At 69.1% G+C, this 15,163-nt stretch carries 11 protein-coding genes and 2 pseudogenes; 10 read left to right on the plus strand and 3 right to left on the minus strand.

The window, feature by feature from the left end; translation table 11 throughout:
• Window positions 1–34: 34 nt before the first annotated feature.
• Window positions 35–496 (minus strand): annotated as a pseudogene (locus KSF81_RS22680) (GatB/YqeY domain-containing protein); the annotation flags it as partial.
• A 138-nt stretch (window positions 497–634) separates the two neighbouring features.
• Here KSF81_RS22680 and carA point away from each other — a divergent pair.
• The 8 genes and pseudogenes from carA (at window position 635) to KSF81_RS22720 (ending at window position 9,707) form a co-directional block, all read left to right on the plus strand.
• Window positions 635–2,048: pseudogene (carA, locus tag KSF81_RS22685) on the plus strand (glutamine-hydrolyzing carbamoyl-phosphate synthase small subunit).
• A complete protein-coding gene (locus tag KSF81_RS22690; protein ID WP_217380887.1) occupies window positions 2,045–2,812 on the plus strand; it encodes an SDR family NAD(P)-dependent oxidoreductase in 768 nt (255 codons plus the stop codon). The pseudogene carA and the gene KSF81_RS22690 overlap by 4 nt, the downstream one beginning before the upstream one ends.
• A 578-nt stretch (window positions 2,813–3,390) precedes the next feature.
• The gene (locus tag KSF81_RS22695) at window positions 3,391–4,023 is read left to right on the plus strand and encodes a LysE family translocator (RefSeq protein ID WP_217380888.1); all 633 of its coding nucleotides are present in this window, start codon (window positions 3,391–3,393) and stop codon (window positions 4,021–4,023) included.
• Between the two features lie 10 nt (window positions 4,024–4,033).
• Window positions 4,034–4,297 carry a hypothetical protein gene (locus KSF81_RS22700; protein WP_217380889.1) on the plus strand — a complete coding sequence of 88 codons (264 nt, stop codon included), beginning with the start codon at window positions 4,034–4,036 and terminating at the stop codon, window positions 4,295–4,297.
• Window positions 4,294–4,590 (plus strand): hypothetical protein, encoded by a 297-nt coding sequence (locus KSF81_RS22705; RefSeq protein ID WP_217380890.1) that lies wholly within the window; start codon window positions 4,294–4,296, stop codon window positions 4,588–4,590. The genes KSF81_RS22700 and KSF81_RS22705 overlap by 4 nt, the downstream gene beginning before the upstream one ends.
• Window positions 4,591–4,603: 13 nt before the next feature.
• Complete coding sequence (gene carB / locus KSF81_RS22710) at window positions 4,604–7,849, plus strand: carbamoyl-phosphate synthase large subunit (protein WP_217380891.1); 3,246 nt, start codon at window positions 4,604–4,606, stop codon at window positions 7,847–7,849.
• A gap of 120 nt (window positions 7,850–7,969) precedes the next feature.
• The gene (gene greA, locus KSF81_RS22715; protein ID WP_217380892.1) at window positions 7,970–8,443 is read left to right on the plus strand and encodes a transcription elongation factor GreA; all 474 of its coding nucleotides are present in this window, start codon (window positions 7,970–7,972) and stop codon (window positions 8,441–8,443) included.
• Between the two features lie 13 nt (window positions 8,444–8,456).
• Window positions 8,457–9,707 carry a threonine ammonia-lyase gene (locus tag KSF81_RS22720; RefSeq protein WP_217380893.1) on the plus strand — a complete coding sequence of 417 codons (1,251 nt, stop codon included), beginning with the start codon at window positions 8,457–8,459 and terminating at the stop codon, window positions 9,705–9,707.
• Window positions 9,708–9,908: 201 nt separating this feature from the next.
• On the opposite strand, the gene KSF81_RS22725 is transcribed toward KSF81_RS22720, so the two are convergent.
• The gene (locus KSF81_RS22725; RefSeq protein ID WP_217380894.1) at window positions 9,909–10,853 is read right to left on the minus strand and encodes a transglycosylase SLT domain-containing protein; all 945 of its coding nucleotides are present in this window, start codon (window positions 10,851–10,853) and stop codon (window positions 9,909–9,911) included.
• 674 nt (window positions 10,854–11,527) lie between these two features.
• Window positions 11,528–12,007: an Lrp/AsnC family transcriptional regulator gene (locus tag KSF81_RS22730; protein WP_217380895.1), complete on the minus strand. Its 480-nt coding sequence runs from the start codon at window positions 12,005–12,007 to the stop codon at window positions 11,528–11,530.
• 137 nt (window positions 12,008–12,144) lie between these two features.
• Here KSF81_RS22730 and trxB point away from each other — a divergent pair, with 137 nt between their 5' ends.
• Complete coding sequence (gene trxB, locus KSF81_RS22735) at window positions 12,145–13,122, plus strand: thioredoxin-disulfide reductase (protein ID WP_309139652.1); 978 nt, start codon at window positions 12,145–12,147, stop codon at window positions 13,120–13,122.
• Entirely contained in the window at window positions 13,122–14,015 is an 894-nt protein-coding gene (locus tag KSF81_RS22740) for a LysR family transcriptional regulator (protein ID WP_217380897.1), read from the plus strand. The genes trxB and KSF81_RS22740 overlap by 1 nt, the downstream gene beginning before the upstream one ends.
• Window positions 14,016–15,163 lie beyond the last annotated feature (1,148 nt).

Below are 15,163 nucleotides of genomic sequence, written 5' to 3' on the forward strand. Positions count from 1 at the left end.
CCGGCTGCGCCTCCGGACGACCGGACGGCTCAGCCCCCCCCAGCGCCGCCTTCACCAGCGGCCCGGCGCGGGACAGGTCCATGGTCGCCGCGTGCTTCGCCCGCAGTACCGCCATGACCTTGCCCATGTCCTTGACGCTGGTGGCGCCGGCCTCGGCCACCGCCTCGCGCACCGCCGCCTCCATCGCCGCCGGGTCCATCTGCTGCGGCAGGAAGCCCTCGATCACCGCGATCTCGGCCTCCTCCTTCGCCGCCAATTCGGGGCGGTTGCCCTGGCGGTAGAGTTCCACGCTCTCGCGCCGGCTCTTCACCATGCTCCGCAGCATGGCGGTGATCTGCTCCTCCGGCACCTGCTCCACGCCGGAGGGGCGGGCGGCGATGTCCACTTCCTTCAGCCGGGCCAGGATCATGCGGATGGTGGAGGTCCGCGCCGCATCCCTGGCGAGCATCGCGGCCTTCATCGCCGCGGTGAAGCGGCTGCGCAGGCTCTCGGCCATGGCGGAACTCCTCTGTTGCTATCGGGGCTGGTGGCGGGGCTGTAGCATGGGCGCCGGCGGGCCGGGAGGCTTGGGAAAGAATTTCCCAGATGTTCGGTTTGCATTGAACTGGGAAGTCTTTTCCCACATAACCCCGTCATGCGGACGGTCGAAGACATCATCACCCTGCTTGGTGGCCCGGAGGCCGCCGCCGCACGTTGCGGCATCGGCACCGAGGCCGTGCGGAAATGGCGGCAGGCACGGGCCATCCCGGCCAGGCACTGGCCCGCCATCCTAGAGGCCACGACCCTTTCCCTGGCCGACCTCGCCACCCCCGCCGCCGGTGCCCCCGCTACGGAGACCCCCATGCCGAGCCCCATTTCCGCCCAAGACCAGGCCCCCGGGGGGCGCCGCGCCCGATGGCGCGACCGCCGCGCTCGTTCTGGCCGATGGCACGGTCTTCTGGGGCCGCGGCTTCGGGGCGCATACCCCGGGTGGCTCCGGCAGCGTGGGCGAGGTCTGCTTCAATACCGGCATGACCGGCTACCAGGAGACGCTGACCGACCCCTCCTATGCCGGGCAGATCATCACCTTCACCTTCCCGCATATCGGCATCGTCGGAGCCAACCCGGAGGATATCGAGGCCATCACCCCCGCCGCCCGCGGGTTGGTGGTGAAGCAGGACCTGACCGAGCCGGCCAATTGGCGCGCCACGAGGCACCTGGATGACTGGCTGAAATCGCATGGCGTGCCCGGCATCGCCGGCATCGATACCCGTGCGCTCACCATCCGCATCCGCGACGGCGGCGCGCCGAATGGCGTGCTCTGCTTCCCTGCGGATGGCCGCTTCGACCTTGCGGCGCTGCAAGCCCAGGCGGCGGGCTGGCCGGGGCTGGAGGGGATGGATCTGGCGAAGGAAGTCTCCTGCCGCCAGTCCTATGGTTGGGACGAGACGGAATGGGCCTGGCCGGATGGTTTCGGCCGCCAGGCGGCGCCGAAGCACAAGGTCGTGGCGGTGGATTACGGCGCCAAGCGCAACATCCTCCGCTGCCTCGCCGCCGCCGGCTGCGACGTAACGGTGGTGCCCGCCACCGCAACGGCCGAGGAAATCCTGCGGCACAAGCCGGATGGGGTGTTCCTCTCGAACGGCCCCGGCGACCCGGCAGCGACGGGCGAATACGCCGTGCCTGTGATTCGCGAGGTGCTGGAGCAGAGGGTGCCGGTCTTCGGCATCTGCCTCGGCCACCAATTGCTGGGCCTGGCGCTGGGCGCCTCCACCTACAAGCTGGATCGCGGTCATCGCGGCGCCAACCAGCCGGTGAAGGACTTGGCCACCGGCAAGGTGGAGATCACGAGCCAGAACCACGGCTTCGCGGTGGATGAGAAGACTCTGCCCGCCTCCGTGCAGGTCACGCATGTCTCGCTCTTCGACGGCTCGAATGAAGGGCTGGCCTGCACCGACCGCCCGGCCTTTTCCGTGCAGTACCACCCGGAAGCCTCGCCCGGCCCGACCGACAGCCACCACCTGTTCCACCGCTTCGTCGCAATGATCGAGAAGGAGAAGGCGGCATGACCGCGCTGTTCGACCTCGCCGGCCGCGTCGCCCTGGTGACGGGCGGCAATGGCGGCATCGGCCTCGGCCTGGCGCGCGGCCTGGCCCGCTGCGGCGCCAGCGTGATGGTGGCCGGGCGTAATGCGGAGAAGAACGCGGCCGCCGTGGCCGAACTCGCCGCGCTGGGCGTGGCGGCGGAGGCGGTGGCGGCGGATGTCACGGAACCCGATTCCATCGCCGCCATGGTCGCGGCAACGGTGGCGCGGTTCGGCCGGCTGGACATCCTGGTGAACAATGCCGGGATCAACATCCGCAAGCGCCCGGAGGAATACACCCTGGCCGAATGGCAGAGCGTGATCGCCACCAATCTCACCAGCGCCATGCTGGCGAGCCAGGCGGCGTATCCGCATCTGAAGGCGTCAGGGCATGGGCGGATCATCAACAACGGCTCGATGCTCTCGATCTTCGGCCTGCCCTTCACGGCGGCCTATGGCGCCAGCAAGGGCGGCGTGGTGCAGTTGACGAAATCCCTCGCCGTGGCCTGGGCGCGGGACGGCATTACGGTGAATGTCATCCTGCCCGGCTGGATCGACACCGACCTGACGAAGCGCGCGCGCGAGCAGGTGGAGACGCTCAATGCCAACGTGCTGGCGCGCACGCCCACGGGCCGCTGGGGCGACCCACGCGACTTCGAGGGCATCGCCGGTTTCCTGGCGAGCGACACGGCGGGGTTCATCACCGGCACGGCCATTCCCGTGGATGGCGGGTTCTCGGTGCACGGTTAAGCAGATGAAGGTCGCACAGCCATCGGAGGCTGATCCTACCGACACTGGTGACGACGACTTCTTCAAGCTCTCTAGTTATCTTGAGAACATTATCGAGCTTGCCTTCGTCGGTGATCTCTTACGCCTGCTGTGGGTACAGGGGGTCCGCGATGTCGAGGTCTTACGGTCCAATGTCGATGCTTGGGGGTATGACCTTGTGCTCGCGCGAGGCAGTGGGCTTCGGCATATCCAACTTAAGTCCAGCAAGCAGAACTCAGCCACTCGTCATGTGCCGGTCAACGCTAAGTTGCAGGACAAGGTAGGAGGATGCGTTGTCTGGATCCAATATGACCCTGAGACTTTGAAGCTCGGTCCATTCCTCTGGTATGGCGCTCCGCTAGGCGATCTGCCCCCCGCCATCCAGAAACTCAAGCCCGCTAAACGCACTACGGCAAATGCTTTCGGAATAAAGCCAATTCGTCCCAATACATATTTATTGCCGAAATCAGAGTGTCTGTGTCTCTCAGACATGACTGCACTCGCTGCGAAGCTTCTTGGTACGTCTGCGTCAGTCCCATACCGCACAGCCTAATGACGTCATGCCCGACCTCGCCACCCTGCTGACCTTCGCCGCGCTCTCGCTCGGCCTGGCGCTGACGCCGGGGCCGAACATGCTCTACCTCGTCTCGCGCTCGCTGGCGCAGGGCACGGGTGCCGGCATGGTCTCGCTCATCGGCTGCCAGAGCGGTTCGCTGGCGATCATGCTCTGCGCCGCGGCCGGCATCACCGCGGCGCTGCTGGCGGTGCCCTATGCCTGGGATGTGCTGCGGCTCGGCGGCGCTGCCTATCTGCTGTTCCTGGCCTGGCAATGCCTGCGCCCCGGCGGCCAGCCGCTCTTTGCGCCGCGGCCGATGCCGCGAGAGCCGGCAGCGCGGCTGCTTGGCGTCGGCTTCGCCACCGCGGCGCTGAACCCCAAGGTGGCGCTCTTCTACATGGCGGTGCTGCCGCCCTTCCTCGACCCGGAGCGTGGCAGCCTGTTCCTCCAGGGCACAACGCTTGGCCTGGTGCAGATCGCGGTCTGCACGGCGAGCGATGCGGTGCTGGTCTGGGGCGCCGCCGGCACCGCCCGCTTCCTCGGCACGCGCCCCGCCTGGATGGCGGCGCAGCGCTGGGTGCTGGGCGGCGCGCTGGGGCTGCTGGCGGTGAAGCTGGCCGGCGAAGGCCGTGGCTGAGATGGGCGGCTTGCCATTGCCTGCGCTTGGCCTGTTTGCGCTCGCCTATTCGGGGCTGGTGCTCTTCGCGCTGGCGCATGCGCTGAAGCGGGCCTATCCGCCGCGGCGCGCCGCCTGGAGCGCCTTCGGCCTTTCCGCCGCGGTGCATGGCGGCACGGTCTTCCTGGCGGAGCCGGAGCGCTGGGTGCCGCTGACCCTGTTCTGGCTGGTGCCGCATCTGCTGATCCTGCCGCTGCTGCTGCTCGCCGCCCGACGGCAGGCAGGTGGGCAATGAGCGATATCTCGCTCGACTTCACCGAGTTGTTCCTTGGCGCCGGCATTGCGCTGGCGGTGGCGTTGCTGGGCACGCCGCTGCTCTGGCGCATGGCGGTGCCGCTGGTGCGCCGCCGGCGGGCACTGCTGGCGAATCTTGCCTGCCTCGGCCTCGCCGGGCTGATCGCCCTGCCCTTCTCGCTGCAACCGACGCTGGAGGAAGCGGCGATCTTCGCACTGCTTTTCTCCGCCACCATGCAGGGGATTCTCCTGCTCGTTCTCCTTATCGCCGTCCCGAAACGCCCTGGCGCCTGACCGGAATCCCATCATGCCGAAGCGCACCGACATCAAGTCCATCCTTATCATCGGCGCCGGTCCGATCGTCATCGGCCAGGCCTGCGAGTTCGACTATTCCGGCGCCCAGGCCTGCAAGGCGCTGCGCGCCGAGGGCTACCGGGTGATCCTGGTGAATCCCAACCCGGCCACGATCATGACCGATCCGGGCCTGGCGGATGCCACCTATATAGAACCCATCACGCCTGACATGGTCGAGAAGATCATCGCCAAGGAACGCCCCGACGCCATCCTGCCCACCATGGGCGGGCAGACTGCGCTGAACACGGCGATGCGGCTGGATGCCGCCGGCACCCTGACCAACTACGGCTGCGAGCTGATCGGCGCCCGCGCCGAGGTGATCGACAAGGCCGAGGACCGGCTGAAACTTCGCGATGCCATGGCGAAGATCGGCATCGAGAGCCCGCGCAGCGCCATCGCCCACAGCATGGAGGAAGCCCGCGCCGCGCTGGAGCAGGTGAAGCTGCCCTGCGTCATCCGCCCCTCCTTCACCCTCGGCGGCACCGGGGGCGGCATCGCCTACAACAAGGAGGAATTCGAGCAGATCGTCGCCGCCGGCCTCGACGCCTCCATGACCAATGAGGTGCTGGTCGAGGAAAGCGTGCTCGGCTGGAAGGAATACGAGATGGAGGTGGTCCGCGACAGCGCGGACAACTGCATCATCATCTGCTCCATCGAGAACCTGGACGCCATGGGCGTGCATACCGGGGACAGCGTCACCGTCGCCCCGGCGCTGACCCTGACCGACCGCGAATACCAGCGCATGCGCGATGCCTCCATCGCCTGCCTGCGCGAGATCGGCGTCGATACCGGCGGCTCCAACGTGCAGTTCGGCGTCAACCCCGCCGATGGGCGCATGGTCATCATCGAGATGAACCCGCGCGTCTCGCGCTCATCCGCCCTGGCCTCGAAGGCCACCGGCTTCCCGATCGCCAAGATCGCCGCCAAGCTCGCGGTCGGCTACACGCTGGACGAGCTGGCGAACGACATCACCCGCGTCACGCCGGCGAGCTTCGAGCCGACGATCGATTACGTGGTGGTGAAGATCCCGCGCTTCACCTTCGAGAAATTCCCCGGCACCCCCGCCACCCTCACCACCAGCATGAAGTCGGTCGGCGAGGCGATGGCGATCGGCCGCAGCTTCGCGGAAGCCCTGCAGAAGGGCCTCCGCAGCCTGGAGACCGGCCTCTCCGGCCTGGACGAGGTCCCGGCGCCCGGCGATGGCAGCGCCCAGGCATTCCATGCCGCGCTGGCGACGCCGACGCCGGACCGCATCGTCATGGCGGCCCAGGCCATGCGCGCCGGCGTTCCGGTCGAGCGGATCCACGAGGCCACCCGCTTCGACCCCTGGTTCCTGCGCGAGGTCGAGAAGATCGTGCAGGCCGAGCAGGAGGTCCGTACCGCCGGCCTGCCGCAGGGCGCGACCGCGCTGCGCCGCCTGAAGGCGCTCGGCTTCTCGGATGCGCGGCTGGCGCAGCTTGGCGGCGTGGCGCCGGCGGCGGTGCAGGCGCTGCGGCAGCGCCTCGGCGTGCTGCCCGTCTACAAGCGCATCGATACCTGCGCCGCGGAATTCGCCTCCGAGACCGCCTATATGTACTCCACCTATGAGGGCGGCTACGGCACCCCCGCCTGCGAATCCCGCCCTACCGAGCGGCAGAAAGTCATCATCCTCGGCGGCGGCCCGAACCGCATCGGCCAGGGGATCGAGTTCGACTATTGCTGCGTCCACGCCGCCTATGCGCTGAAGGAGGCGGGGTTCGAGACCATCATGGTCAATTGCAACCCGGAAACCGTCTCCACCGACTACGACACCTCCGACCGCCTGTATTTCGAGCCGCTGACCGATGAGGACGTCATCGCCCTCATCCGCAAGGAGCAGGAGAAGGGGACGCTCCTCGGCTGCATCGTGCAATATGGCGGGCAGACGCCGCTGAAGCTCAGCCAGGCGCTGCACAAGGCGGGCATCCCGATCCTCGGCACCAGCGCGGAAGCCATCGACATCGCCGAGGACCGCGAGCGCTTCCAGCACCTGCTGCGCGGCCTCGGCCTGCAGCAGCCGCAGAACGGCACCGCCCGCAGCCTGGAGGCGGCCGCGGTCGAGGCCGAGCGGATCGGCTATCCCGTGGTGGTGCGGCCGAGCTACGTGCTCGGCGGCCGCGCCATGGAGATCGCCTATAACCGCGAACAACTGCTCCGCTTCGGGGCGGAGGCGGTGAAGGTCTCGGGCGAGAACCCGATCCTGATCGACCAGTACCTGGCCGATGCGATCGAGGTGGATGTGGACTGCATCGCCGACGAGGATGGCAGTGTCTATGTCGCCGGCGTGATGGAGCATATCGAGGAAGCCGGCATCCATTCCGGCGACAGCGCCTGTTCCCTGCCGCCCTATTCCCTGCCGCCCGCCATCGTCACCGAACTCAAGGCGGAGACGGAGGCGATGGCCAAGGCGCTCAAGGTGCGCGGGCTGATGAACGTGCAATACGCGGTGAAGGACGGGGAGATCTTCGTCCTTGAGGTCAATCCCCGGGCCTCGCGCACCGTGCCCTTCGTGGCCAAGGCTACCGGGGTGGCGGTGGCCAAGATCGGCGCGCGGGTGATGGCCGGGGCGAAGCTGGCGGAATTCGGCCTCGATGACGATGCGGTCTATCGCCATGTCGCGGTGAAGGAGGCGGTCTTCCCCTTCAACCGCTTCCCCCATGTGGACGTGATCCTGGGGCCGGAGATGAAATCCACCGGCGAGGTCATGGGCCTCGATGCCAGTTTCGAGCGTGCCTTCGCCAAATCCCAGCTTGGCGCCGGGGTGAAGCTGCCGGTCTCCGGCACCGCCTTCATTTCGGTGAAGGACAGCGACAAGCCGGCCGCCGTGGTGCTGGCCAGGCGGCTGCTGGAGATGGGCTTCACCCTGCTCGCGACCCGCGGCACCGCCGCCCGCATCCGGGATGCCGGGCTGGCCTGCCAGGTGGTGAACAAGGTGCTGGAAGGCCGGCCGCATTGCGTCGATGCCATCAAGTCCGGCGACATCCAGCTGGTCATCAATACCACCGGCGGTGGCCAGTCCGTTTCGGACAGTTTCGACATCCGCCGCTCCGCCCTGACCCAGGGCGTGCCGCATTACACCACGGCGGCCGGGGCCCGGGCGGCGGTCCATGCCATCGCCGCGCTCAGGGCCGGAACACTTGATGTCGCTCCGCTGCAATCCTACTTTAAACACTCGTTCTGATGGGGGCGGGGGAGCGGCGCGGAACCGCCCTCCCGCCGCCCGTGTTTCTCCTCGCCATCAAGGCTCCGATGCAACCGCCAGCCGGCCGCTGGCGGGGAAGGTTCGAAGGAAGGGCTTGCCGTGCAGAAGTTCCCCATGACCGCGGAAGGTCTGGCGAAGCTTGAGGAGGAGCTGAAGCAGCTTAAGGCGGAGGAGCGCCCGGCGGTGATCCGCGCGATCGCCGAGGCCCGCGCCCATGGCGATCTTTCCGAGAATGCCGAATACCACGCGGCGCGGGAGCGCCAGTCCTTCGTCGAGGGCCGCATCGCCGAGCTGGAGACGGTCATCCCGGCCGTCGAGGTGATCGATGTCTCCAAGCTCTCCGGGGACCAGGTGAAATTCGGCGCCCGCGTGACCGTCCTCGACGAGGAAACCGAGGAGCAGAAGACCTACCGCATCGTCGGCGCGCATGAGGCCGACATGAAGGTGGGGTCCATCTCCATCTCCTCGCCGCTCGCCAAGGCGCTGATCGGCAAGAAGGTGGGCGACAGCGTCGAGGTGCCGGCGCCCGGCGGCGCCCGCGCCTATGAGATCACCGGCGTCCAGTTCCGCTAGCCGAAGATTTGGCATGACGCCCCTGCGTGGCCTGGCCGCGGCGCCGGAACCCCCGGTGCCCTCCGCCGTCACCCTGGCGGATGTGCGGGCGGCGGCGGCGCGCATCCAGGGCGCCGTGCTGCGGACCCCGACCCTGCCCGCGGATGCCGTCTCCCGCGCCACCGGGGCCCGGGTCTTCCTGAAGCTCGACAATCTCCAGGCCACCGGCGCCTTCAAGGAACGCGGCGCCGCCAACCGCATCGCCCTGCTCTCGCCGCGGGAGCGGGCGGCCGGCGTCATCGCCATGTCGGCCGGCAACCATGCCCAGGCGGTGGCGCGCCACGCCGCGCTGGCCGGTATCGCCGCTACCATCGTCATGCCGAAATTCACCCCGGCAACCAAGGTGGTCCGCACCGAGGGCTGGGGCGCCTGCGTGGTGCTGCATGGCGAGACCCTGGCCGAGGCCGCCGCGCATGCGCATGAACTCGCGCTTCGCGACGGACTCACCTTCATCCACCCCTATGACGACCCCGCGGTGATCGCCGGCCAGGGCACCCTGGCGCTGGAGATGCTGGAGGACGCGCCCGGCATCGAGGCGCTGATCCTGCCGGTGGGCGGCGGCGGCATGCTGGCCGGCTGCGCCGCCGCGGCGCGGGAGCTGCGCCCCGCCATGCCGATCTTCGGCGTGGAGGTGGAGGGCTATCCGGCCATGGCGCAGCGCCTGGCCGGCCAGCCCGTCGTGGTCGGCGGCCCCACCATCGCAGAGGGCATCGCCGTGCGCGATGTGGGGGAGGCGCCGCTGGCGCTGATCCGCCGCCTCGGCCTGGAGGTGCTGGTGGTGCCGGAACGCGCGGTGGAACAGGCCATCGCCCTGCTGGCTGAGGGCGCCAAGGTGGTGGCGGAGGGGGCCGGCGCGGCCGGGGTCGCGGCCCTGCTCGCCTTCCCCGAACGCTTCGCCGGCAATGCCGTGGGCACCGTGGTCTGCGGCGGCAATATCGATGCCCGCATCCTGGCCAATGTGCTGCTGCGCAACCTGCTGCGGGACGGCCGCATCCTGCGCCTGCACCTCGATATCCCGGACCGGCCCGGGGTGCTGGCGGATATCGCCATGCGGGTCGCCGCGGCCGGCGGCAATGTCATCGAGGTCAGCCACCAGCGCCTCTTCGCCGCCCCCTCGGTGCAGAGCGCCGAGCTGGAGCTGATGATCGAGGTGCGGGACACGGCCCAGGGCAATGCCATCGTCGCCGCGCTGGAGGCGGCGCAATATGCGGTGCGGCGGGGGTAGCCCCGCCCTGCCCTGCCATGAAGCGCGGAAGCGGTTCCGGCTAGAGCAGATCGCTGCAGGGCGGAACCGCCCGGAGGCGTGAATCTGCTCTACAAACAACAGGCTACAGCGGCGTGCCGAACCATCAATTCGGCACGCCGCTGTAGGAATCAGGCCCGAAGGCCCGGGAAACCTGCCTGCCAGCGGCTCTCGCCGCGGGTGTCATCGGGCCTCCGCAAGCTCGACCGGCTCGGTGCTTCCGGCGGCATCCTCGGTGAGGGCGGGGTCCAGCGCCGCGAGCACGGTCGCGCGGGTCTCGCGCTGCTCCGCCAGGAGAGCCTCGATCGCCGCATAGACCTCACGGAGGCTGAAGGCCCGGCCGCTGCCGCGCGCCAGGAACACGCCCCCGTTCGGGCCGGCACTGTCGCGCCCGACGACCTCGGCGGCGGAACGGGAGGGCGCCTGCCGCAAGGTGGTCAGGAAGTTGCGCGCGCCAGCCGGGCCAAGCAGGTGGACGACATAGAGATCGGCCGCCGCGGCCGGGCGGCCGAGAACCTGCGCCAAGCCAGGCCGCTCCTGGGTGATCCGCTCCGCCGCCATCACCGCAGACAGGCGCGGGTCGTCGCGCAAGGCCAGGATCTCGGCGAGCAGCCGCCTGTCGCGGGTGGTGATGGAGCCATCCCGGGGGTTGGTCGAGAGTGCCGCCGCATGTCGCGCCAGCCCATGCCGGGGGCCGAAGTCCCGCACCACCTCGAGCCAGGTCGCGCGGGTGAATTGCATCAGCCCGCGGGCGGAAGACCGTGAGTTCCGGGCCTTCGGGTCGAACCGGCTTTCCTTCCAGGCCAGGGCCAGCAGGAGGGCCGGGTCCGCCCCGGTGGCACGGGCCGCCCCAGCTAGGGCAGAGAGGATGGCGGGATCCACCTCCGCCGCGCCATCGGCCGCCGGGGCGGGCGGCGGGCTCGCCGGGGCGCGGGGTGCCGTTACGGCACGGCGCGGGGCGCTGCGGGGCGCCTGCCTGGCCTGGGCCGCCGGCCGTGCCCGCGCCGCCTGTGCGGGCGCGGCCCGGCGATGATGGCCCTCACCGGCGCGTGTGCCGGCGCTGCCCGCGGCTGCCACGCCCGGGGCGGCCCAGGAGGCCGCCAGGAGGGAGGCGGCGACGGCGAGCACGCCGGCAAGGCGGGCACCGCGCCGCCGCGGAAAGCCGGGAGCACAGGAATTCGAAACGCGCCGCGGGGGGCGGCGCGAAGGTCCGGAAGGGGCAAAGCAGTGGTCTCCCTGGGGGGCTGGGGAGGTGGCGAAGCCTGTGTGCGGGAGCAGGAACGCCGGAAGAACCGGCCGGATTTCAACGTCCCGTAGCTTTATCGGTGGCCGGGGGGGGCTGATGGGATCGTATCCAGAGCGACCCCTCTACCGAAAAGCGTTATGGAATAGCGGGAAATACCGCGTTTTCTTTATGCTCTCCTTCGTTCTGCTGCTGATGTTCCGTGTATTCCTGCGGTCCTACAATCGGATGTCTTTCGGTTCCAATGGAAAATTTCCGGCATCGGCATCGGCGCGTCCGATCATTACGCTTCGCCGTTCAGCCCATTTCGCCACTGGCTCCGCCGGCCCTGCGACGGATTTCGCCCGTCCTGGCCGGAAATCATGCAGCGGGGCCGGCAGGCAGGGGCGCTTCCGGCCCGCCCCGGCCGCAGGATTCCAGGAACCAGTGGACGCCCCCTGGGGCTATCCCGCCCTGCCAGGTATTTCGGCCTCGCCGGCGGCCTGGAATGCGGCACGGGCCTTGCACCCTCGGGCCGATTCAGACCTCCGGGCCATGCGGCCCTGTGGTCATCGGTCGCTCAGCCCGCCACCGGCACCCCCGCCTCGTCCTTGGCCGTGCGGATGGTCTGCAATGTCTGCACCCGCGCCACCGGCCCGGCTGCGGTGAGCTTCGCGGTCAGCGCATTCTCATGCGCCGTGTCGCGCGCCACCAGGCGCAGCAGGAAATCGCCGCCGCCGCGGATCATGTGGCATTCCCGCACCTCCGGCCAGTCCTGCACCATGCCCTCGAAGGCGGTGAGCACCGCCTCCTTCTGGCTCTCCAGCCCGACCAGGGCGAAGAAGGTGATCTCATAGCCCAGCGCCACGGGGTCGAGATCGGCATGGTAGCCGCGGATGATCCGCTCCTCCTCCAGCCGGCGCACGCGGCGGAGGCAGGGCGGCGCGGAGAGGCCGACCCGGCGGGCCAGTTCCACATTGGTCATGCGGCCGTCCTGTTGCAGCTCCGCCAGGATCTGCAGGTCGACTTCGTCGAGGGATGGGTCGTGGTCGATGGTCATGCGCTCGTGTTTCGTTGCCGCGATCAGGCTTCTGGCGCAATATCCTTGCACGGCGCCGCGGCCGCAAGGCTTCCGCTTGTGGAAGGCCGCCATCTGCCAAATATGCTGTTCCAGTTCATTCCGCCGGGAATCCGCCAGTGTCCGTCACCCATGCCACCCGCCTGCTGATCCTGGGCGCCGGCCCCGCCGGTTATACCGCGGCCATCTATGCCGCGCGCGCCGGGCTCAAGCCCCTGGTCGTGGCCGGACTGCAGCCCGGCGGGCAGCTCACCATCACCACCGATGTCGAGAACTACCCGGGCTTCGCCGAGACCATCCAGGGCCCCTGGCTGATGGACCAGTTCCGCGCCCAGGCCGAGCATGTCGGCGCCGGCGTCATCCAGGACGTGATCACCCGGGTGGACCTCTCCGCCCGGCCCTTCCTGGCGGAGGGCGATTCGGGGGACATCTACCGGGGCGATTCGCTGGTCATCGCCACCGGCGCGCAGGCGCGCTGGCTCGGCATCCCCGGGGAGAAGGAATTGTCGGGCTTCGGCGTCTCCGCCTGCGCCACCTGCGACGGCTTCTTCTTCCGCGGCAAGGAGGTCGCGGTGATCGGCGGCGGCAATACGGCGGTGGAGGAGGCGCTCTATCTCTCCAACCTGGCGGCCAAGGTCACGCTGATCCATCGCCGCGACAGCCTGCGGGCCGAGCGCATCCTGCAGGAACGCCTCTTCGCCAAACCGAACATTACCGTCCTCTGGGACCTGGTGGCGGAGGAGGTGCTGGGCACCGAGGGCCGGTTCCGCGCCGTGCGGGCGCTGGCGCTCCGCAACGCCAGAACCGGGGCGCGCAGCGAGCTGCCCTTCGATGGCGTCTTCGTGGCCATCGGCCACGACCCCGCCACCGCGCTGTTCCGCGGCCAGCTCGGCATGGATGCGGAGGGCTATATCCTGACCGAACCAGGCAGCACCCGCACCAGCCAGCCCGGCGTCTTCGCCGCCGGCGATGTGCAGGACCGCATCTTCCGCCAGGCCGTCACCGCCGCCGGCACCGGCTGCATGGCGGCGCTGGAGGCGGAGAAGTGGCTGGCGCATATGCCGGCGGATGCGCCGTCCCTGGCGGCCTACGATTGATGCCGCTGGATTGGGACAAGCTCCGCGTCTTCCACGCGGTGGCCGAGGCCGGCAGCTTCACCCATGCCGGGGAGACGCTGAACCTCAGCCAATCCGCCGTCTCCCGGCAGATCCAGGCGCTGGAGGAATCGCTGCAGGTGCCGCTGTTCCACCGGCACGCCCGCGGCCTGATCCTGACCGAGCCGGGCGAGACGCTGAACCGCACGGTCCGCGAGGTCTTCGCCAAGCTGGCGATGACCGAGGCGCTGCTGACGGAAAGCCGGGAACGCCCGGCCGGGCGCCTCAAGATCACCAGCACCACCGGCTTCGGCAGTTGCTGGCTGGCGCCGCGGCTGCAGCGCTTCCTGGTGCTCTATCCAGATGTCTCGGTGACGCTGCTGCTGGATGATTCCGACCTCGATCTCGCGATGCGGGAGGCCGATGTGGCGATCCGCATGCACCCGCCGCGCCAGCCGGACCTGATCCAGCGCCACCTAGCCGGCTTCGGCTGGCGGGTCTGCGGCGCCCCCACCTATCTCAAAGCCGCCGGCATCCCGCAGCGCGCCGAGGATCTGGACGCGCATCGGCTGATCGTCTGGGGCGACCATCGGCCGCCGATCGACGAGGTGAACTGGCTTTCCGAAGCCGGCCGTCGCCCCGGCGCGCCGCGCCGCACCGCGGTGGAGGTGAACAGCCTCACCGGCATGCTGCGCGCGGTGCAAAGCGGCCTCGGCTTGGCCGCCCTGCCGGACTACATGGGCCGGGACCTGGATGGGCTTTTGCAGGTGCTGCCGGAGCTGAAGGCCCCCCGCCTCGACGCCTATTTCGTCTATCCCGAGGAAATGCGGCACTCCAAGCGGGTATCGGTGTTCCGGGACTTCCTGGTGGCGGAGCTGGCGACACCCCCCGCCTGATATGCGCTGGCTGCATGGGTGATGGCCGGTTTCACCAAGCCAACATAACACCACCAGGAGTAGCCTATGGTCGTTCCGGCGGGTTCCGCCGGATAGGGTCTTCGGATCCTTCGTCTCCCAGACGTGAAGCCTCCCTGTTGACTTGCCCGCCAATCCAATGGGTTGGCGGGCTTTCTTTTCACAGGCGATGGCATTGCGAAAGGCGGCCCGACGCGGATGCGGCGAGTCCCGGGCCTGGCGGCTTCATTGCCAATTCCGCAAAATCTCCGCCGGGCGATGGCCCATGGGCTGCATTGGCCGCAGTGCTCGCATGCTCACGCAAGGACGGCGCAAGCGCACCGCCCGGATGGCAACCCGCAACCGGGGGCAGCCGCCTCTCCGCCTCTGGCCCGCCGGCGCCCCGCATCGGCGCACCAAGCGGGCGGGCCTAGATGCGCTCAACCTCATCGCGCAGGAAGTAGAGCGAGATGGGCCGGTCCTGTTCCGGCCCGTCGGTGAGGCGGAGCTTGATAACCTCCCCCCTGCACGCTTTCCGGAGTCCATCGGCTGACGCGGAAGACCGTCATGCACCGGCCATCCTGATGCGCCTGCACCAACAATCGAGGGCTGGCCCCGCCTGTCTCGCGTAGCCTGCGCAGGATGAGGAGCGCCTGCGGATCCGCACAGCCGACGATGCCGTCCGCGGTGACCCGATAGACCGATTCGGGGCCCGGCATGGGCTGGTCCGCCCCTTCGGGGGTCTTTGAAGCCTCGGCCTCCGAAGGGGTATCGCTTTCAGCCTGCTCGGCGCTCGTCGCCCGAGGAGGGGAGGCCGGCGCGGGCGGGGCGGGCTTGTGCTGCCGCACCGCAGCCGGCCGCACCCGCTCCTGCGGCAAGGGCTGGGCAGTGCAGGCAGCCAGCAGGGCTGAAACCGCCATCGGCAGTGCGATGCGCATGGGAACCATGGATTGCAGAAGGCATCCGAAATGTCTAATCCGCAGTGGCATCCACAGCGGCGAATGCTACAGCTATGCGGCAGCGGCACATGGGGGGACATGCCTGAAGTGCGGCCCAAAGGCAATCTTCCGCCCGCGCCCGGAAGAGGCGCAGGAGCCCGGCTTGCAGCCAAATACCTGGCAGTGGCCGTCGCGGTCGGGATAGGGCCTGTT

The organism is Siccirubricoccus sp. G192, assembly GCF_019084075.1.
In the GTDB taxonomy this organism is placed as follows: domain Bacteria; phylum Pseudomonadota; class Alphaproteobacteria; order Acetobacterales; family Acetobacteraceae; genus G192.